General features: G+C 68.8%; 25 protein-coding genes and 1 tRNA gene. 18 read left to right on the top strand and 8 right to left on the bottom strand.

Features of this window, described 5'->3' with window-relative positions:
• Positions 1-78 precede the first annotated feature (78 nt).
• The 6 genes from DVR07_RS21925 to DVR07_RS01270 all read left to right on the top strand — a co-directional run bounded on the left by DVR07_RS21925 (position 79) and on the right by DVR07_RS01270 (position 1866).
• Positions 79-249 carry a hypothetical protein gene (locus DVR07_RS21925; protein WP_165881716.1) on the top strand — a complete coding sequence of 57 codons (171 nt, stop codon included), beginning with the start codon at positions 79-81 and terminating at the stop codon, positions 247-249.
• Positions 250-337: 88 nt separating this feature from the next.
• Positions 338-619: a 50S ribosomal protein L37ae gene (locus DVR07_RS01290; RefSeq protein WP_115794975.1), complete on the top strand. Its 282-nt coding sequence runs from the start codon at positions 338-340 to the stop codon at positions 617-619.
• Entirely contained in the window at positions 616-750 is a 135-nt protein-coding gene (locus DVR07_RS01285; protein WP_115794974.1) for a DNA-directed RNA polymerase subunit P, read from the top strand. The genes DVR07_RS01290 and DVR07_RS01285 overlap by 4 nt, the downstream gene beginning before the upstream one ends.
• Before the next feature lie 17 nt (positions 751-767).
• On the top strand, positions 768-1094 hold the full coding sequence (locus DVR07_RS01280) for a KEOPS complex subunit Pcc1 (protein ID WP_115794973.1): 327 nt from the start codon (positions 768-770) through the stop codon (positions 1092-1094).
• Positions 1095-1197: 103 nt separating this feature from the next.
• The gene (locus tag DVR07_RS01275) at positions 1198-1599 is read left to right on the top strand and encodes a prefoldin subunit beta (protein ID WP_115794972.1); all 402 of its coding nucleotides are present in this window, start codon (positions 1198-1200) and stop codon (positions 1597-1599) included.
• A complete protein-coding gene (locus DVR07_RS01270; RefSeq protein ID WP_115794971.1) occupies positions 1600-1866 on the top strand; it encodes a DUF3194 domain-containing protein in 267 nt (88 codons plus the stop codon). It abuts the gene before it with no gap.
• Positions 1867-2056: 190 nt separating this feature from the next.
• Here the strand turns inward: DVR07_RS01270 and DVR07_RS01265 are convergent, their stop codons facing one another.
• A complete protein-coding gene (locus DVR07_RS01265; protein ID WP_115794970.1) occupies positions 2057-2236 on the bottom strand; it encodes a BBE domain-containing protein in 180 nt (59 codons plus the stop codon).
• Here DVR07_RS01265 and DVR07_RS01260 point away from each other — a divergent pair.
• The 7 genes from DVR07_RS01260 (at position 2235) to DVR07_RS01230 (ending at position 10747) form a co-directional block, all read left to right on the top strand.
• A complete protein-coding gene (locus DVR07_RS01260) occupies positions 2235-3161 on the top strand; it encodes a diacylglycerol/lipid kinase family protein (RefSeq protein WP_115794969.1) in 927 nt (308 codons plus the stop codon). The two genes, DVR07_RS01265 and DVR07_RS01260, sit on opposite strands and share 2 nt — an antisense overlap.
• 116 nt (positions 3162-3277) lie before the next feature.
• Positions 3278-3718: a VOC family protein gene (locus tag DVR07_RS01255; RefSeq protein WP_115794968.1), complete on the top strand. Its 441-nt coding sequence runs from the start codon at positions 3278-3280 to the stop codon at positions 3716-3718.
• A 93-nt stretch (positions 3719-3811) separates the two neighbouring features.
• Positions 3812-4360 (top strand): GMP synthase subunit A, encoded by a 549-nt coding sequence (locus DVR07_RS01250; protein WP_115794967.1) that lies wholly within the window; start codon positions 3812-3814, stop codon positions 4358-4360.
• A gap of 75 nt (positions 4361-4435) precedes the next feature.
• Positions 4436-4804, top strand: a complete 369-nt coding sequence (locus DVR07_RS01245; protein ID WP_115794966.1) for a putative quinol monooxygenase — start codon at positions 4436-4438, stop codon at positions 4802-4804.
• 34 nt (positions 4805-4838) lie between these two features.
• The gene (locus DVR07_RS01240; RefSeq protein WP_115794965.1) at positions 4839-6839 is read left to right on the top strand and encodes a DUF2070 family protein; all 2001 of its coding nucleotides are present in this window, start codon (positions 4839-4841) and stop codon (positions 6837-6839) included.
• 160 nt (positions 6840-6999) lie between these two features.
• A complete protein-coding gene (locus tag DVR07_RS01235) occupies positions 7000-8244 on the top strand; it encodes an ABC transporter substrate-binding protein (RefSeq protein ID WP_115794964.1) in 1245 nt (414 codons plus the stop codon).
• Between the two features lies 1 nt (position 8245).
• Positions 8246-10747: a methyl-accepting chemotaxis protein gene (locus DVR07_RS01230; protein WP_115794963.1), complete on the top strand. Its 2502-nt coding sequence runs from the start codon at positions 8246-8248 to the stop codon at positions 10745-10747.
• Between the two features lie 101 nt (positions 10748-10848).
• Here the strand turns inward: DVR07_RS01230 and DVR07_RS01225 are convergent, their stop codons facing one another.
• The 5 genes from DVR07_RS01225 to DVR07_RS01200 form a co-directional block, all read right to left on the bottom strand.
• Positions 10849-11028, bottom strand: coding sequence for a hypothetical protein (locus tag DVR07_RS01225; protein ID WP_115794962.1), 180 nt, complete (start codon positions 11026-11028; stop codon positions 10849-10851).
• Positions 11029-11121: 93 nt separating this feature from the next.
• The gene (locus DVR07_RS01220; protein WP_115794961.1) at positions 11122-11304 is read right to left on the bottom strand and encodes a hypothetical protein; all 183 of its coding nucleotides are present in this window, start codon (positions 11302-11304) and stop codon (positions 11122-11124) included.
• Between the two features lie 408 nt (positions 11305-11712).
• Entirely contained in the window at positions 11713-12369 is a 657-nt protein-coding gene (locus DVR07_RS01210; protein WP_115794960.1) for a helix-turn-helix domain-containing protein, read from the bottom strand.
• Positions 12370-12498: 129 nt separating this feature from the next.
• Positions 12499-13041, bottom strand: a complete 543-nt coding sequence (locus DVR07_RS01205) for a DUF7097 family protein (protein ID WP_115794959.1) — start codon at positions 13039-13041, stop codon at positions 12499-12501.
• Between the two features lie 127 nt (positions 13042-13168).
• Entirely contained in the window at positions 13169-13495 is a 327-nt protein-coding gene (locus tag DVR07_RS01200) for a hypothetical protein (RefSeq protein ID WP_240147422.1), read from the bottom strand.
• A gap of 377 nt (positions 13496-13872) precedes the next feature.
• On the opposite strand from DVR07_RS01200, the gene DVR07_RS01195 reads away from it, so the two are divergent.
• Entirely contained in the window at positions 13873-14217 is a 345-nt protein-coding gene (locus tag DVR07_RS01195; protein ID WP_115794958.1) for a DUF192 domain-containing protein, read from the top strand.
• A 177-nt stretch (positions 14218-14394) separates the two neighbouring features.
• Positions 14395-15903, top strand: a complete 1509-nt coding sequence (locus DVR07_RS01190) for a 2-isopropylmalate synthase (RefSeq protein ID WP_240318839.1) — start codon at positions 14395-14397, stop codon at positions 15901-15903.
• A 279-nt stretch (positions 15904-16182) separates the two neighbouring features.
• Here DVR07_RS01190 and DVR07_RS01185 read toward each other — a convergent pair whose 3' ends face one another.
• The gene (locus tag DVR07_RS01185; RefSeq protein ID WP_115794956.1) at positions 16183-16464 is read right to left on the bottom strand and encodes a hypothetical protein; all 282 of its coding nucleotides are present in this window, start codon (positions 16462-16464) and stop codon (positions 16183-16185) included.
• 101 nt (positions 16465-16565) lie between these two features.
• Here DVR07_RS01185 and DVR07_RS01180 point away from each other — a divergent pair, with 101 nt between their 5' ends.
• Together DVR07_RS01180 and DVR07_RS01175 are read left to right on the top strand one after the other, a co-directional pair.
• Positions 16566-17075 carry a TspO/MBR family protein gene (locus DVR07_RS01180; RefSeq protein ID WP_115794955.1) on the top strand — a complete coding sequence of 170 codons (510 nt, stop codon included), beginning with the start codon at positions 16566-16568 and terminating at the stop codon, positions 17073-17075.
• Positions 17076-17253: 178 nt separating this feature from the next.
• On the top strand, positions 17254-17655 hold the full coding sequence (locus DVR07_RS01175) for a hypothetical protein (RefSeq protein WP_193569997.1): 402 nt from the start codon (positions 17254-17256) through the stop codon (positions 17653-17655).
• Between the two features lie 76 nt (positions 17656-17731).
• Here the strand turns inward: DVR07_RS01175 and DVR07_RS01170 are convergent.
• Positions 17732-17817 (bottom strand) — tRNA-Ser (locus tag DVR07_RS01170).
• 102 nt (positions 17818-17919) lie between these two features.
• Between DVR07_RS01170 and DVR07_RS01165 the strand changes: the two genes are divergently transcribed.
• A complete protein-coding gene (locus DVR07_RS01165) occupies positions 17920-18870 on the top strand; it encodes an AAA family ATPase (RefSeq protein ID WP_115794954.1) in 951 nt (316 codons plus the stop codon).
• Positions 18871-18934 lie beyond the last annotated feature (64 nt).

The raw sequence follows: 18934 nt of genomic DNA, 5'->3' as shown, positions 1-18934 counted from the left end.
GGTGAGCGACGGGGTGACGAGGTCTGCCAACCGAAGGCCCCAACCTTCTTGACCCTGGTAATTAGATATAATTACGCAATGGTCAGCCACTACGACGCGGTCCTCGCGCTCATCCCGCTGCTCTCCGGGGGAGGGGTGCTGGTCGGCCAGTTCACGGGGCTGCCGGGGGCCATCGCGGGGATGGTGGCCTCGCTCGCGGTCATCGGCCACGAGCTGTTCAATCCGCCGACCGGCGGCGACGGGGAGTGACGCCGCCGCGCGCGGCGGGTCGCAGGGAGCCCGACGGCCGTCTCGACTCAAAGGCTTTATCAGCGACCCGGCGTAAATTCGCAGTACTATGGCCGAAAACACCCAGAGCCGAACCGGCAGCGCCGGCCGCTTCGGGGCGCGATACGGGCGGGTCGCCCGCAAGCGCGTCGCCGAGATCGAGAGCGACATGAACGACGACCACGCCTGTCCCGAGTGCGGCGCCGACGACGTGGGCCGGCAGGGCACCGGCATCTGGCAGTGCGGGCGCTGCGGCTACAAGTACGCCGGCGGCACCTACCGCCCCGAGACGCCCGCTGGCCGGACGGTCACGCGCTCCATCCGCGCCGCCCTCGGTGAAGACGACGAATGAGCTACAAGTGCTCGCGGTGCAAACGCGACGTCGAACTTGACGAGTACGGCGGCGTCCGGTGTCCGTACTGCGGGCACCGCGTCCTCCTGAAGGAGCGCAGCCGCGACGTGAAGGAAATCGACGTGCTGTAACTGCGGACCTCTTCTCCATGGGCGACCGACCCCGCGGCGCCGACGACCCGTCTCGAGACGCGACTCCCCCGGCGAGCGACGCGTCGGCCGACGCGGCGCGCCGTCCCCACGACGCGACGCTCCGATTCGAGTACGAGTCGCCCGCGCGGGCCCGAGCGGTCGCCCGGGCCGTGGCCCAGGAGGTCGGCGAGATCGACGGCGACCGCTCGGCCGCGGTCGTCGACCGCGACGAACGCACGGTCGCGGTCCGGGTCGTCGCCGACGACCTCGTGGCGCTCCGCGCCGGGTGCAACACGTGGGGGTCGCTGGTCGAGGTCGCCGAGCGGACGACCGCACTCGGGTAGCCCCGCGAGGAGTCGCGAGACCGCCGAGACCCGGCGCCGTCGGTCGACGCGGTCCGCGGACCGAAAGCGGGGGTTTTTCTGTCCGGCCCCCGTCGTCCGAGGTATGCAGGGTAATCTGCCACCGGAAGCACAGGAGAAGCTCGAGGAGCTTCAGGACCTCCAGGAGACCGCACAGCAGGTCGCCGTCCAGAAGAACCAGGCCGAGACCCAGCTGAACGAGGCCCAGACCGCGCTCGACGAGCTCGACGACATCGACGAGGACACCACGATGTACCGCGAGGTCGGCGAGCTGCTCGTCAAGACCGACTTCGACCAGGCCCAGGACGACCTCGATGAGAAGGTCGACAGCCTCGAGATCCGGGTCGAGACCCTCGAGAAGCAGGAGGAGCGCGTCCAGGAGCAGTTCGAGAGCCTCCAGTCGGAGCTCCAGAACATGCTCGGCGGCGGTGGCGGCCCCGGCGGCCCGCAGGGACCGGGCATGGGCGGCGGCCCCGGCGGCGCGTAGATGCCGAGCGACGACGAGATCGTCCGCACGGCCGCCGAAGCGGCCGAAGGGCTGATTTTCTCGCGGCTGAAGAAATCGGCGGTCACGGACGTCGACGTGACCGTCGAGTTCGAGGACGGCATCCTCGACGTGGACGTCTACCTCAACGCGCCCGACGCCCCGAACGAGGAGCAGATCGCCGAGGACGCCGCGCTGACGGCCCGGTCGGCCGTCGACGACCTGTTCGCCGAGGCCGAGGACGCGGACACGGACACGGACGCGGATTGAAACGAGGACGCGGGTGAGGCCGGCCGCCAGTTGCGCTTCTCACTCGGCGATCTCGGGTCGACGCGACGCCGCGGCGTCGGACACCACAAAACATATTACTGGCCTCTTTGATTCGATGAAATACCGCGGGTAGGGGTACCTTGCGGTGTTCTTTCGACGCCGGCCGCGGAGTCGCAACGCTCGTCGCACATCACTCGCCCGGCGTCACGTTCTGGTGGTCCCGGAACACGTCCTCCGGGTCGTAGGCCGCCTTCACCTCGGCGAGCCGGTCGTGGAGCGCAGTCGCCGACCGGTCCGAAGGTAGACCGGTCTGACGCCGGGATACTCCGGCCTCCGAGCATTTACGCGACCGGCCCGTAGGGAATCGCATGGACCGCGACGCGCCGGACGGCGAGGCGGGCCCGCGCCGGCTGATCCTGAATCCCACGAGCGGGGGCGGCGGACACGTCGAGCGCGTCCGCAGTCTCGCCGCCGACCGCGGATTCGCGGTCGTCGAGACCGAACGCGCGGGCCACGCCGTCGACCTCGCGGAGGACGCCGCCGACGGCGGCGCGGAGCTGTTGGCGGTCTGCGGCGGCGACGGCACGCTCCACGAGGCGGTGGCCGGGCTCGTCCGGGCCGAGGCCCTCGACGACGTCACGATGTGCGTCGTCCCCGCGGGAACCGAGAACTTCTTCGCCGAGGACCTGAGCATCCGGTCGCTCGAAGACGGGTTCGACGCGGCCGACCGCGGCGACGTGCGGCGGCTCGACCTCGGGATGGCGGGCGACGAGCCGTTCGTGCTGTCGGCCATCGCCGGGCTGCCCGCCGACGCCAGCGCCGCGGCGACCCACGACCGCAAGAACAGCCTCGGCCCGGTCGCGTTCGTCGTCGCGGGCGTCGAGGAGGCGCTGGCGTTCGACGGCCTCCGCGTCCGCATCGACGCGGTCACCGACGGCGACGAGGTCGAGTGGTCGGGCGAGGCCGCCGCGATTCTGGTGGGCAACGTCCGGAAGTTCGCCGGAGCCGGGGGACAGGCCGACGCCGAGGACGGCCTGCTGGCGGTCACCGTCATCGAGGAACTGCCCGCGAGCGACGCGCTGGTCGAGTACGTCGAGCAGCGGGCCCTCGAGCGGGACACGCCCCACGTCACGGAGGGCCACGCCAGGCGACTCGACTTCGAGCACCGGGACGGCGAGTCGGTGACCTTCAGCCTCGACGGCGAGATCCGGGAGTTCGAGCGCGTGACCATCGACGTCCGACCGGGCGCGCTCCGGGTCGCCGTCGGCGAGGGGTACGACCCGCACCCCGAGTGAGGGACGCGAAGCGGGTCCCGCGACCGAGTCGCGTCCTGCGACCGAGTACCGGGCGAATCGTGGCCGGTCTCGCCGACACCCGCCCGTATTTGGTCCCTACGGCCGAAGTCGCCCGTATGAGCCACCCTACCGAGCTCGGTCACGTCCACCTCAAGGTCCGGGACGTCGACCGCGCGGTCGAGTTCTACCGCGAGGTGCTCGGCCTCGATGCGGTCGAGCGCGCCGGGCGGTACGCGTTCCTCTCGTACGGCGACCACCACCACGACGTCGCGCTCCAAGGGGTGGGAGACGATGCGCCGGGGCCGGGCCGCGGGGTCGGCCTCTACCACGCCGCGTTCGAGGTCGACGACGCCGACGCGCTCCGCGAGACGCACCGCCGCCTCCGCGAGCGCGGCGTCGAGGTCTCGCCGGTCGACCACCGCATCAGCAAGGCGCTGTACTTCGAGGACCCCGACGGGAACGGCCTGGAGGTGTACCTCGACACCCGCGACGAGACCGACCGCGAGGAGTGGCGCGGCGAGAACCGGCGGTTCGACCCCGAGGCGCTCGGCGAGTGAGCGGCGGGGTCGGGCGCGGTGTCGGACTCTCCGGGCGCCGGCGGTTCCCTGGCATCGAACGCCTTTTGTGGGCCTGCTGACTACGACTCTCCAATGACCCGCATCGTCGTGGTGGACAACCACGGGCAGTTCACGCACCTCGAACATCGCGCGCTCCGGGACATGGGCGTCGACACCGAGATCGTCGACAACACGACGCCGGCCGAGGAGATAGAGGCCGACGGCCTCGTCCTCTCGGGCGGCCCGAGCATCGACGACATCGGCAACTGCGCCGACTACCTCGACCTCGACGTCCCGGTCCTCGGCATCTGTCTGGGCATGCAGGCCATCGCGCACGTCCTCGACGGCGAGGTCGGCGAGGGCGACTACGGCGGCTACGCCGACGTGACCGTCGACGTGCTGGACGACGAGGACCCGCTCGTCGGCTCGCTCGCGCCCGAGACCCGCGTCTGGGCCAGCCACGCCGACGAGGTCAAGGCGGTCCCGGAGGGGTTCGCCCGCACCGCGACCAGCGACGTCTGCGGCGTCGAGGCGATGAGCGACCCCGACCGGGACCGCTACGGCGTCCAGTGGCACCCCGAGGTCGCCCACACCGCCGAGGGCGAGGAAGTGTTCGAGAACTTCGTCGCGATCTGCGAGTAGGCTGACGGGGCGGCTCTCGTCCGCGTCACCTACGCTGACTAACCTTTTTGTCTTCCGCCCGTGACGGGACTGACGATGATAGTGGTGCACGCCGCCGTCCCCATCGACTCCGACCGGCGCGAGGAGGCGCTCGAACGCGTCCGAACTCTGGCCGAGCAGTCACGGGCCGAGGACGGGGTAGTCGACTACCACGCGACCACCGACCTCGACGACCCCAACGTCGTCCGGTTCTTCGAGCGGTACGAGGACCGGGCCGCGCTCGACGCCCACGGCGAGACCGACCACTACCGGGACTGGATGGAGACCCTCCCCGACGTCCTCGGCGGCGACGTCGACGACATCGAGGTCACGCAGTTCGCCGTCTCGGACGCGTTCGACCCGAACGCGGGGGGCGAATCGCACGACGGCGGCGAGCCGTCGGTCGATTCGACCGAACGGGAGTAGCACCTTTTATCCCTCCCGACCGAAAGACCCGAGTATGACAGCGACGCAGGGCGACCTCGCCTCCCTCTCGCGGTTCATCTTCCGCGCGCCGCGGTGGTACGCCAGCGTGGCGTTCGCGCTGCTCATCGCCGCGGTCGCGGGGGTGGGCGCGTTCGACGCGGGGTTCGTGCTGGAGGACGCGTGGCAGGGCGTGTTCTTCATCGGCGTCCCGACGGTCGTCGCCAGCCTGCTGACCACGCCGGTCGACCGCCGCCTGGGCGGCCAGCTCACGTACAACCGGTCGTCGCTGCTGGCGCTGACCTGCGAGGCCGTCATCGTCGCCATCATGGCGGGCGCGGGCGCGGTGGCCGTCCTGTCGGCCAGACTCGGCCAGCAGTTCGTCTTCGACACGCTCATCGTCGGGCTGGCCTCGGTGTTCGCGCTCCGGCTGCTGGTCGTCATGGCGGTCTCGGGCACGCCGGTGCTCACGGCCGCGGTGCCCGCCAGCCTCCAGACCGGCGCGGCCGCCCTGCTGTTCTTCATCTACAGCGGGACGATGAAGTACCTCCACGTCGGCGGCGGGCCGCTCGTCGAGGTGTTCTTCAACCGGGTCGAGGAGGCCCCGCGAGCGCTCAACGTCATCGAGGTCCAGGACTTCGCGCTCCTCGGGTTGATGTGTCTCGTCTACGGCGTCGCGGTCTGGGCGTTCGTCAAGTTCATCGACCGGCCGTGGAAGCGGAGCCTCGACGTGAGCGTCCTCGACTTCATCCGGGGGTTCATCGGCCACATCGCGGAGGGTACCAACGAGCTCGAGGGGTTCTTCGAGGACATCGGCGAGGAGGCGGTGGTGCCGGTCACGGTGCTGGCGTTCCGCCGGAAGGACACCGCCGAGGGGACCTCGGCGAGCAATCGGAACGCGGAGGGTTCCGATGGCGCCACCGAGAAGGCCCGGTTCGTTCTGCCGATGATACACCCCGGGCCGATGGGCGAGATCGGCGGGGGCAACCTCCCCCAGCGCGTGGCCGAATCGGCCGAGGGCGTCGCCTTCCCGCCCCACGCCACGGCGGGCCACGACTTCAACCTCGTCACCGAGCGCGAGGTCGACGAGCTCATCGCGACCGCCGACGAGGCGTTCGCGAACATCGAGTACCACGACACCGCAACGCCCTCGATCCGCGTGCAGGAGGGCGACGCCAAGGTGGTCGGCCAGGCGTTCGGCGACGACGCGCTGCTGGTCGCGACCTACTCGCCGGAGTTCGCCGACGACGTCGAGTACGCGGTCGGGCTCTCGGCCGCCGCGGAGGCCCGGTCGGCCGGCGTCGACGACGTGATGCTGGTCGACGCCCACAACTGCAACAACGGGCTGGAGGGCCCGGACCTCGGCCACGTCTACCCGGGCAGCGAGCGCTCGTTCGACATGATGCAGGCCGCCGCCGAGTCGGGCGGCCGGCTCGCCGACGCCGAGCAGGCCCCGATGCGGCTCGGCGTCGCGTGGGACGAGACCGAGTGGGAGCCCCGAGACGGCATCGGGCCGCTCGGGGTCCGTGTCTCGGTGCTGGAGGTCGGGGACCACCGCACCGTCTACGTCCTCGTCGACGGCAACAACATGGAGCCCGGCCTGCGCGACCGCATCGTGGCCCGGCTCACCGACGAGGGCGACGCAGACGCCCCCGACGAGGTCGCGGCGGAGGACGCGGCGGCCGTGGCGGCCGACGGGGCGGCGATCCCCGCCGCCGACGAGGCCGAGGTGATGACCACCGACACCCACATCGTCAACCAGGTCGAGGCCTCGAACCAGGTCGGGGAGGCCATCGACGCCGACGACCTGCTCGCGGTCGTCGAGCGCCTCGCCGCCGAGGCGGCCGCGGACGTCGAACCGGTCGAGGCGGGGATGGCCAGCGAGCGGGCGGAGGTGACGGTGTTCGGCAACGACCGGACCGAGACGCTCGCCAGCCACGCCAACGCGGTCATCTCGATGGGCGCGGCGCTGGCGGCGACCGTCGTGCTGGCCGCGATGGCGGTCAGCCTGCTCATCTTCTTCCTCGCGGCGTCGTAAGGCGGTTCCATTCCGGGCGACTCGGACGCGCTTGCTACCGGCCGAGCACCGCCGATTCGACCTCGGCGTCGAAGCCGGTCGACCGCACAAGTATAAGCCCTCTTACTTCTTGGCGGTCGTACCGGAATGAATATAAATACGATTTTTGAATTTCCGACCGATGGATTCCAGTTACTCTCGACGGTCCTACCTCGTCCGGAGCGGGGCGGCGCTCGCCGGCGTCGGTGCGCTCGCCGGCTGCGCCGGACGGCTCCGCGGCGGCGGGACGGTCACCTTCGGCTCTATCCTGCCGCTCTCGGCCGACGGACTGCTCGGCGACCTCGGCGAGAGCCACACGCGCGCGGTGGAGGCCGCGGTCGCCGACGTCCGGTCGGCGGGCGGCCCGCTCGACCGCGACGTCGAACTGCTCGCGCGCGACAGCGAGGTCGACGGCGAGGCCGCGGTCGAGCAGTGCCGGGCGCTCCTCGAGGCGGGCGCCGTCGGGTTCGTCGGCGCGCTGGTCAGCGACGTGTCGCTCGCGCTCGCGGCGTTCGTGAGCGACAACCCCGTGGCGCAGGTGAGCCCGTCGAGCACGACGCCGGCGCTCGCCAGTCGGGGCTACGTCGGCGACACCAAGTACGTCGGCCGGACCGCGCCCAACGACATCCAGCAGGCGTTCGTGATGGCCAAGGCGCTCAACGACGCCAAGCACGTGGGCGCGGAGGAGGTGGGCATCCTCTACCAGAACAACGCCTTCGGCAACAGCCTCGCCCGCGAGGTGGCCGACGCGGTCGACGGGAGCGTGACCGCGGAGGTGCCGTTCGACCCGGGCGCCGACGCCTACGGCGACACCATCGCCGAGGTCACGAGCGACGACCCCGACGCCGTCGCGCTCGTGAGCTCGCCCGGCAGCACGCAGGGCGTGCTCCGGGCGGGCGTCGGCAGCGATTACGCGGGCGACTGGGTGCTGAGCGCGGGGCTCATCCCGAGTTCGCCGCCGCGCTACTACGACGGCCTCTACGGCGCGACGATGGCGTCCCGGCGGTCGACCGGCGCTCAGAAGCTCGCCCGGAAGCTCGACGACATCGCGCCGCTGCCCGCCTACACCCAGCACGCCTACGACGCGCTGTTCCTGCAGGCGCTGGCGGTCGAACGGGCGGGCGAGGCGACGCCCGAGGCGGTCGCGACGAACCTGCGGGCGGTGTCGGGCGGCCGGGGCCACACCGTCACCGTCGGCGAGTTCGGCCGCGCGAAGAAGCTGCTGGCGGCCGGTCGCGAGGTCAACTACGAGGGTGCGTCGAGCAGCGTCGACCTCAACGCGAACCTCGAGCCGCTCAACCCCTACGTCATCCAGCGAGTCCGGGCCGGGACGGTCGAGGACCTCGAACTGGTGAAGACCTCGTTCTTCGCCGGGAGGGAGAACTGACATGGCCGACCGGAAGGGACTCCGCGACCGGCTCGGCGCCCCCGCCCGGTGGCTCGAGCGGCGGCTGCCGAACCGGGTCCGCCGGAGCTACGCCGCGAAGTTCAACCTCGTGCTGATACTGGTGGTCGTGCTGGTCGGGGCCATCGGCCTGTTCATCCACTTCGACACCAAGGGGCTCGTCCAGGACGACACCGAGGCCCGGATCACCGGCATCGCTCACGAGGAGTCCGAGGCGGTCCGGAGCTGGGTGACCAAGAAGAAGTCGACGACGTCGTTCATCGCCTCGTCGGTCGCGGCCGACGACCAGAGCGCGGTCGGGACCACCCTGGAGCGTCGGCTGGTCGAGCTACCCGGCGACGTCCAGTCGATACACTACCTCGACACCAGCAGCGCGACCGTGGTCGAGAGCACCGACGACGCCGTCGTCGGCTCGACCGTCACCGCCGACGGCGCGCCGTGGGCCGCCAACCTCACCGCGCTGCCGACCGGGAGCGTCAGCGTCTCCGCGCCGTACGAGACCGACGCGGGGCCGGTCGTTGCGTTCCTCACGCCCGTCGGCGACGCCCGGACCCTCGTGCTCACCGCGTCGCTGGAGAAGCGCTCGCGGGGCTTCAACTCCCCCATCGCCACCGGGGACATCAAGGTGGTCAACGCCGAGGGCACGGTCGTGCTCGACAACCGGAACGGGAACCTGCTGGACTCCTACGGGCAGGACGGCGACCTGCCCGACGGGGTGGCGGCCGGCTTCGAGGGGACCACCGGCTTCGGCACCGTCTCGGCCCAGACCGGGATGGCCGACGGGCGGTACGTGATGGCCACAGCGCCGGTCATCGGGACCGACTGGGTGCTCACGTACCACGTCCCGAAGCAGCAGGCCTACGCGCTCCAGACCCAGGTGAGCCGGAACATCGGCGGCCTGCTGGTCGTGATGCTGGTCGGCCTGGGGCTGGTCGCCGTCACCATCGGCCGCCAGACCGCCAAGTCGCTCGACATGCTCGCGGCGAAGGCCGACGCCATCGCCCGGGGCGAGCTCGACGTCGACCTCCCCGACTCGCGGCGGGTCGACGAGATGGGGTCGCTGTTCGACTCGTTCGGGTCGATGCGGTCGTACCTCAACACCGTGGCCGACCAGGCGGGCGCGCTGGCCGCCCAGGAGTTCGACGACCCGGTGCTCGACGAGGACGTGCCCGGGACGTTCGGCGACGCGCTCGACCGGATGGGCGAGGACCTCGAGACGATGGTCACCGACGTCAAGCGGGCCCGCGACGAGGCCGAGGCCGCCAAGCAGGAGGCCGAGGCGCTCTCCGAGTCGCTGGTCCGGGAGGCCGAGGCGTTCAGCGGCGTGATGGAGGCGGCCGCCGACGGCGACCTGACCCGCCGGATGGACGCCGACGCCGAGAGCGAGGCGATGGAGCAGATCGCCCGGGAGTTCAACGCGATGATGGCCGAGCTCGAGGCCACGGTCGGCGACGTCCGGACGTTCGCCGAGAGCGTGGCCAGCGCGAGCGAGCAGGTCACCGCCCGGACCGCGGACATCGAGGACTCGAGCACCCAGGTCAGCCAGGCGAGCCAGCAGCTCTCGGCGGGCGCCCGCGACCAGCAGGAGAACCTGGACACCACCTCGAGCGAGATCAGCACCCTCTCGGCGACCATCGAGGAGGTCGCGGCCTCGGCCGACGAGGTGGCCCAGGCCGCCGAGAGCACCGAGGAACTCGGCGAGGACGGCCGCGAGGCCGCCCGGGAGGCCATCGAGACGATGCGCGCGGTCGAGACCGAGACCGAGGCCACCGTCGAGCAGATCGACGGCCTCCAGTCGGAGATGGAGCGCATCGGCGAGATCGTCGACCTCATCCGGGACATCGCCGACCAGACCAACCTGCTCGCGCTCAACGCCAACATCGAGGCCGCGGCCGCCGACGGCGACAGCGACGGGTTCGCGGTGGTCGCCGACGAGATCAAGGCGCTGGCCGAGGAGTCCAAGGAGGCGGTCGACGACATCGAGGACCAGATCGAGGAGATCCAGGACGAGACCGACGAGGCGGTCGCCGACATCCGGGCGACCCAGTCGCAGGTCGCCGACGGCGTCGACGCGGTCGACGAGGCCCAGGAGTCGCTGGAGGCCATCGTCGAGAACGTCGAGGAGACCGCGGTCGGCATCCAGCAGATCAACTCCGCGACCGACGAGCAGGCCGCCTCGACCGAGGAGGTCGTCTCGATGATGGACGACGTGACCCGGCTCAGCGAGGAGTCGGCCGACGAGGCCGAGCAGGTCGCGGCCGCGACCCAGGAGCAGTCCGCGGCGGTGTCGGAGGTCACCGAGAGCGCCGACCACCTCGCCCGGCAGGCCGACGAACTGATGGAGATGCTGGAGGACTTCCGGGTCGACGCGAACGGCGGCGACGCGGACGTCGGTGCCCCTGCGGCCGAGGCTGACGGTGACGAACAGGACGGGTACGACCCCGTCGACACCGACGAGTCCGTGAGCGTCTCGCGGACCGAGTGACGGACTCGGGTCGCTCTCTTATCTGCAGTCGGTAGCACGGTTTCGCTATCCGTCTTCGGTCGGAAAACGAGAACGCGGATTCGGTACGTGCGTGGTGCGTATCAACCACTGTCTGACGATTGCTTACGGACGTCATCTGCGTAGAACCCGTACATGATACCAACGAGACCAAGGAAAACACCAAATGCGAGTGCCCCGTGCCATCCCTGAGGCATAAAGCCTATGAACAGAATCCAGACTATCGCAAACAGTTCGATAAGCACAGCCTTGTATACGGACATACGACTTCTGGTTCAATACCTGTACTAAGTGCTGACGATAAACCCTTGACCTGAATCACCCAGCTCGTGGTGCGAATTGATTATCGACCCACTTTATCCGTTCTTCAAGGCGAGTAGCTGGAGTGCTTGTCGAATCTGGTAGTCTTTTTCGTCCACCTCTTCGGTTTCGAGTGCTTTGGTGAGTGCTTCGACCACTCTTTTCTGTTCGGTCACGGGCGTGCCATCGACGGGTGTGGGGTCATTGGTCGTCATAGTATGCTGGTTCGCGTCCTTCATGTGGTTGGAAGCTCAGAATCGACAGCGAGGATTGCCGAAAGGTGGGACTCTTCTTGGTCGAACTGGACTGTTGACTCCAGCACTTGCCGCTCAAGGTCGTATTGGATGAACCCGGCATCGGCTAACTTCGGAAGATGGACGGATGCAGGCCGGTCTGAATCGCTGTGACTGTCTCGTCAGCAGTCTCTGTCGGTGACGTATGATGATTGTGTTTGATGATTGCGTTTGTAAGGTCGTTTATCGAAATCGACTGTTGATTTGCGAGTGCCGCGAGGACGATGCGACAATGCTTGTGTTCACAGACGTTGAGAACCGTGTCGAGCTCAGGTGCCCCATCCATACACTTCTGTAAACAACCTACGCGGTTCACCGCTGTCCTTGTGATTACAAGTACCTTTTAAGCAGTCTTCAGGCCGATGGACGGAGTTCGGCCAGCGTACCGCCGAGGATTGAACTAATCCCGCGTCGGAGTCGCTCGGAGACCGCCTGCTGTGAGATGCCGAGTTCATTGCCGAGGTCGGCCATCGACACGTCGCGGGGCGTGTTGAAGTATCCTTGTTCGTACGCGAGTACCAGCGCCTCCTGTTGGGTGTCGGTGAGTGCGCTCTCGGCCTCCGACTCGATGGGCGTGAGCGCGTGCAATTTGGTGAGCGTAATCGGGATGTTTAGCTCTCGACAGCGGTCTTGAAATGCCGCGATATCTCGTCGGTCGTCACCCCGAATATCGAACGTCCATTGCTCGCTCGTGCCGACCGCTTCAATAAGGGGAACCCCCGTTTCTATCAGCGTGCTCAGTACACCGTCGTACTCCAGCGTCCACTCGACGCGCAACAGATACTCGTCTTCGACGGAATCGACGGGTCGGATGTCCTCGACGCCCGGATGGTCGAAAAAAGCGTCCTCAATCTCGTCAACGTCGGTCCCGCGCACCCAAAAATAGGGAATCACAACGTCTTGGGCCGGGATGATCCGCTCCAGTTCGACTATCGCTCCCGGCAGTTGTTCAAACACAGTACCGAGGGGGAACTGGTCGGACGGAACCGTAAATGTGGCTTCGGTAGCCATTGTTCGAATCGTGACTCGCTATCAGTAAAGGACTGGTGTCCGTACCACCAAACCACGAGCATAACGCTCTTTACATACCGATGGTCTCACCGACTGCGCTGAGTGAACAAGCCGCGTGACGAAGTACTGCTATTCGCTCCCACCGTCTTCGTCGACGTCGTACCGCTCGGCCGCCGACTCGAACGACAGTTCCTCCTGCTCGCGCGACCGGCGGCCCTCCTTCTCGGCGATGGCCTCCGGGTCGGGGTTGACGTCGTCGTCGATGCGGGCCCACGACTTGTGGACCCTGGCGTGGCACCACCGGCAGAGGTACACCGTGATCTCGTGGCCGAGGGTCTCGCCCTCGCCCGCGTACGAGAGGTGATGCTCCTCCAGCAGCGGGCGCTCGTCGGAGTGGGCCATCCGGCGCTCTTCGAGCCCGCAGCGGATGCACTCGCGGTCCCGGTTCCGGCACCGGTAGTGGGGGCAGGACTCCCAGTCCCAGTCGCCATCGGGGTCGGCCGCCGGACACCGCAGGTCGTCCTCGCGGCGCTCGCGGGCGAACTCGGGGTCCTGTCGGGGGTGCTCGAAGGCGTACCGGCACTTGCCCTCGTTGGTGAGGTGATCGCAGACCCCGGCGTGGTCGTAGGGGTCGTCCACGCCGACGGGGGTCCCGGAGGGCGTCTCCTTCATGCTCAGTCACTGCATCGGGCGGCCCGGGATAAAAACGGTCGGACTCCCGCGGCGCCGCCGGCGCAGGGGTTCGCGAAGGAGCGTCGTCACTCGGCGGGCGGTTCGGCGGAGAAGCGGCGAGGCCTCGTCAGTCGGCGTGCGGAGCTGCGCTCGTCGTCGAGTTCGACGACGAGTCGCTGGAGGAGGCCGCGGCGTCGGACTCCATCGTCGGATTGTACGGGTGGGGCGAGCGAACCGCGGCGATGAGACTCCACATGACGCCCGTGAGCACCGAGCCGAGCGCGGACATCGTCATCCCGAGGGTCAGGAACGCCGTGCCGTAGACGAAGCCGATGGTCGCCGAGGGGAGTGCGGTGCCGAGCGGGACGTTGGCCATCGAGTCCCGGAGGGTCGGGACGAGCACGACCAGCGAGAAGACGCTGCCCGCGAGGAAGACCAGGTCCTGCCACATCATGGTCGTCGCTCCGTTCGAGTGGGGGAAGTGGTGGGGGACTTCATCATCGACTCAATGTAGAGCGGGGAATTTTAAAAAGTTTACTCACTACCGAGTAAACAGTTTGTTACAGTTCGAGACGGTACCACGACTCGCGGTTCAAGCACTCACGAAGCTGCTGCAACCGTCGGGTACGTCACCGTTATCGGGTGCGGAACGGTCCGATTACAGGCCGAAGAAAGTAGGATTCTCACGGCTTGAACCGCGGGGATTCGTCTCGTTACCGGGACCGAAGAACGGACGGTTGCGACCCTCCCGGAGCGTTCCGCGGTCGGCGGTGAGCGTCGGGGAGCACGGCGACGGAAACGCTTTTGTCACCCCCGCGAACACCTCGGGTCGTGCGAGTGGTACACGACGACGGGCGGTCCGAACGGACGCTGGCGACCGAGGTCGACACCGCCGACTCCTTCCTCTCGCGGGCCCGCGGGCTGATGTTCCGGCGGTCGATCCCCGACGACTACGCGCTTGTGTTCCGGTTCGACGGCGCGGCGGTCCGGGACGTCCACATGGTGTTCGTTCCCTTCCCGCTGGACGTGCTCTGGATAGTGGACGACGAGGTCGTCCGGACCGAACAGCTCTCGGCCTGGACCGGGCTGGCCGAAGCGGAGGCCGACCGACTCATCGAACTGCCGGCCGGAAGCGCCGACGGCGTGGCGGTCGGCGACGCGGTCAGGGTGGAGTAGCCCGGTCCGACAGACCCGTCTGTCACAGAGACTCGCTTAACTACCCCCGCCGGGAACGACAGTCGTGGTCAAGCATGGCCAGTGAACGATTTATTCGGGGGCTTCCCCGATAACACATCCCCATCGAACGGTGACGTACAGCACGACGAACGCGACAGTCGGTTCTCGGACCGGGACGTGGAGCTCCTAGACACCACGCTGCGCGACGGCGAGCAGGCGCCGGGCGTCTCGCTGACCCCCGACGAGAAGGCCGAGATAGCCCGGGCGCTCGACCGGGCGGGCGTCGACGTCGTCGAGGCCGGCAGCGCCTGCACCGGCGACGGCGAGCGCGCGACCATCCGGCGGGTCGCCGACCTCGACCTCGACGCGACGGTCACCAGCTTCGCCCGCGGGGTCGAGGCCGACGTCGACCTCGCGGTCGACTGCGGCGTCGACGGCGTCCACCTCGTCGTCCCGGCGAGCGACCGCCACGTCGAGGGGAAGGTCGGCACGACCCGCGACGAGGTGGTCGAGACGACCGCCGACCTCGTCGAGCACGCCCGCGACCACGGCCTCTGGGTCGAGGTCATCGGCGAGGACGGCTCGCGGGCCGACCTCGACTTCCTCGAACGGCTCGCCGAGGCCACCCACGAGGCGGGCGCCGACCGGTTCTGCTTCGCCGACACGGTCGGCCACACCGGCCCCGAGCACGCCTACGAGGCTGTCTCGCGGCTCACCGACCTCGGGCCGACCAGCACCCACACCCACGACGACCTCGGGCTCGCGGTGACCAACGCCCTCGCCAGCGTCGCCGCGGGCGCGGACCTGGTCCACGCCACGGTCAACGGCGTCGGCGAGCGCGCGGGCAACGTGGCCCTCGAGGAGGTCGCCATCGCGCTCGCCCACCGCTACGACGTGGAGACGGTCGAGCTGACCGAGCTCTACGACCTCGCGCGGACGGTGGCCGACGCGACCGACGTCCCGCTCGCGCCGAACAAGGCGGTCGTCGGCGAGAACGCCTTCGCCCACGAGTCGGGCATCCACACCGACGGCACGCTCAAGGACGAGCAGATGTACGAGCCCTACCCGCCCGAGACGGTCGGCCGGGAGCGACGGCTCGTGCTCGGCAAGCACACCGGCCGGGCGGGCGCGAAGGCCGCGCTCGCCGAGCACGGCGTCGAAGTGGACGACGACGAACTCCAGGAGGTGGTCGCTCGCGTCCAGGACCTCGCCGAGCGCAACAAGCGGGTGACCGACGCCGACCTGCTCGCCATCGCCGAGGACGTCCAGGGCCGCGAGCGCGACCGCCGCATCGAACTCCTGGAACTGGCCGCGACCAGCGGCGGGCGCATCCCGACGGCGAGCGTCCGGCTCGCGGTCGACGGCGAGGAGCGCGTGGCCAGCGGCACCGGCGACGGCCCGGTCGACGCCGCGGTGACCGCGGTCCGGGAGGCGGTCGGCGGGTCGGGCGACTCGACGGCGGTGGCGGCCGACGCCAACCTCGAATCGTACCACGTCGACGCCATCACCGGCGGCACCGACGCGGTGGTCACGGTCGAGGTCGAGATGCGCCGGGGCGACCGGACGGTGACCGTCGCGTCGAGCGACGGCGACATCACCCGGGCGAGCGTCACCGCGATGGTGGACGCGCTCGACCGCCTGCTGGTCGCCGACGAGGCGGCCGACCCGGCGGTCGCGGACGACTGACCGTCGGAGTCAGTCCGGTCGCGGAATGGGGTGTTTTCCTTCTTTGGCGCGGTAACACGGACGAACTGCCGCAACAGTGTGTCACGGTGGATTTCGGGACGGCGCCGGACCAGTTGACCTGCGGGCGCTCCACTGGACGGTCTACCCTCCACTCGTCCAACCAAACCGCCGCCGGTGGGACTAAAAGGGGCCGCGCGGGGGCTTTCGAAGTAGACGTCACGGTGTTTTCGAGGACAGTTCCCGCGGCCGAGCCGTCTTAGCGATCGTCCCCCGATAAAGTCAGTCCTCGTCCCGAACAGCCTCGGCGACCGATTCGAGTTCCGCCTTCCGGAAGGGCCGCTCGGCGTTCTCCGGGTCGTCGTCGTCCAGCACGCCGATCTTCCAGAGGATTCCCGCCCGCATCTGCGGCTTCGGGGGAAGCCGGTCCGCGTCGATGTCGTAGTTCACCGCGGTGCAGATCGCCGCGAGCGCCTCCTTGGTGAAGGCGGTCGACTCGATGCGCTCGTATCGTCCTACAGCTGTTCGGATGTCGTTCCGGAGGTCGTCGACTGTCGGCGCCATACGGGCCGAACGGGGAGGTCCGTGCTGAACGTTGCGGTCGAGCGCCGGAGCCACTCTCGACGGGCCTCAACCTCTTTCCCCGTTTGAACCGTACAGGCATCATGAGCGTCACCGAGAGCCTGAAACGCGACGACGGCGGAAGCATCGAGTGGGTCGCCCTGTTCGCCAGCGTCGTCGGCTGCGAACTCGCCGGCGTCGTCCCGTCGCTGCTGACCGCCGACGACGTGGCGACGTGGTACCCCACGCTCGCGAAACCCGCGTTCACTCCGCCGAGCTGGGTGTTCGGCCCGGTCTGGACGACCCTCTACCTCCTGATGGGCGTCGCGCTGTACCTGGTCTGGCGGAGCGACTACGGTCGGCGCCGAAAGCTCGCGCTCGCGATATTCGGGGTCCAGCTGGCGCTCAACGCGGCGTGGACGCTGGTGTTCTTCGGCTCGCAGGCCATCTTCGGCGGCCTGGTCGTCATCGTGGCACTGCTCGCGGTCATCCTCGCCACCGTCGCGGCGTTCGCCCGGGTCGACCGTCGGGCGGCGGCCCTGCTGGTCCCGTACCTGCTCTGGGTCGGGTTCGCCACCGCGCTCAACTATCGCATCTGGCAGCTCAATCCCTGACTCGTCGTGAGGAGCGGTCGGCCGAGTCGGGAGTGTGCGAGCTAATCGCACCCGCACCAGTATTTGGTCGTTACCGTCGCGCTCACCGCGACAACGAGAGCCTGACCCGGCATTGGACGGCCGTTAATGGAGGTTTTTGGGGTCTATAACAAAGGGTGGGAGCGGCGTCGCACGTGACGTGTCGAACAGTTCGGTTCCAGGGTCGTACGCCTTCGGGGGCGGCCGCTTCGCCGTCGGAGCGAATCGCTACTCGCTGCTCGTGGTGTTGGTCGTCGGCAAGGCGCTCGACGCCGTGAGCACCGTCACAGTCCTCTCGCTCCGGGAGGACGTCTACGAGTCGGTGTGGCTCACGCGCACGCTCATCCACGAGATCGGGATGGTCCCGGGCGTGCTCGCCACGGTGGTGCTCGCCGTGGTCGGCGTGGCGGTGCTGGCCGAGAGCGGCGAGGCCGTCGCCAGGCTGACGCCGGAAGGGTGGGCGCCGGACGGCTACTCCGACGCGTTCCGGGTCGTGACCTACTGCTCGGCGGCCGCCTGGTACGGGTTCCTCGGGGTCCACAACTTCATGTTCCTGTTCTAGGGAGAGACGAAACGAGACGCAAGGAGGTCGAATACCCGTCGCTCGTTGCGGTGAAAAGCTAAAGAAATGTCGGGAGCGCCGAGGAGGAGATTTGAACTCCTGAGTCCGTGAAGGACAGTTGCTCTCGAAGCAACCGCCTTGGCCAGGCTAGGCTACCTCGGCTCACTTCCACGTAATCCCCGTTCCGTCTTAGGGATTTCGATTCCGGGTCATTTCTTCAGTCGACCGTCACCTTGAAGCAGGTTCCCCGCGACGTGGTCGGGTATGGACGTAACCGAGGCGAACGAGCAGTGCGAAGCCGTCCTCGATGCCATCGGCAACGCGGTCATCGCCGACCGGGAGTTCCTCGAGACCGTGCTCCTGGGCGTGATGGCCGGCGGCCACGCCCTCCTCGAAGACGTGCCCGGTACGGGCAAGACGCTGACCGCGCGGAGCTTCGCGTCCGCGCTCGGCCTCTCGTTCTCGCGGGTCCAGTTCACCCCCGACCTCCTCCCCGCGGACGTGACCGGCACCCACGTGTTCAACGAGCAGGACCGCGAGTTCGAGTTCAACGAGGGCCCCATCTTCGCCAACGTGGTGCTGGCCGACGAGATCAACCGCGCGCCGCCCAAGACCCAGGCCGCGCTCCTCGAGGCGATGGAAGAGGGCCAGGTCACCGTCGACGGCGACACCCACGATCTCCCCAAGCCGTTCTTCGTCATCGCGACCCAGAACCCCGTCGAGCAGGAGGGAACCTTCCCGCTCCCCGAGGCCCAGGTCGACCGCTTCGCGGTCAAGTCCTCCATCGGCTACCCCGACGTCGAGGGCGAGTACGAACTGCTCCGCCGGCGGGCCGGCCGCTCCGAGCAGAGCCCGTCGGTCGGCACCGTGCTCGACGAGGAGCTCGTCACCAGCCTTCGCGAGGTGCCCGAGACGGTCCGGGTCGACGACGACCTGCTGGAGTACATGGCGAACGTCGCCCGCGGCACCCGCGAGGACCGCCGGGTGCAGGTCGGCGTCTCGCCGCGCGGGACCCAGCGCCTCTTCGAGGCCTCGCGGGCGTACGCCGCGATGCGCGGCCGGGAGTTCGTCACCCCCGACGACGTCAAGCGCGTCGCCCAGCCAGTGCTCGCCCACCGGGTCGTCCTCACGCCCGACGCCCAGGTCAACAACGTCTCGAAGTCGACCATCGTCGACCGCGTGCTCGACGACGTGCCGGTCCCCACGGTGGAGTAGGCCGTCCGTTGGCCTCCAGACGACCCCGACGAGACCTACGACTGCGGCGCGAGCCGTCGTTCCG

The sequence above is a fragment of the Halorussus rarus genome, assembly GCF_003369835.1.
Taxonomy (GTDB): domain Archaea; phylum Halobacteriota; class Halobacteria; order Halobacteriales; family Haladaptataceae; genus Halorussus; species Halorussus rarus.
The sequence above is the reverse complement of the archived record's forward strand: the minus strand, read 5'-3'. Positions and strand labels throughout refer to the sequence as shown.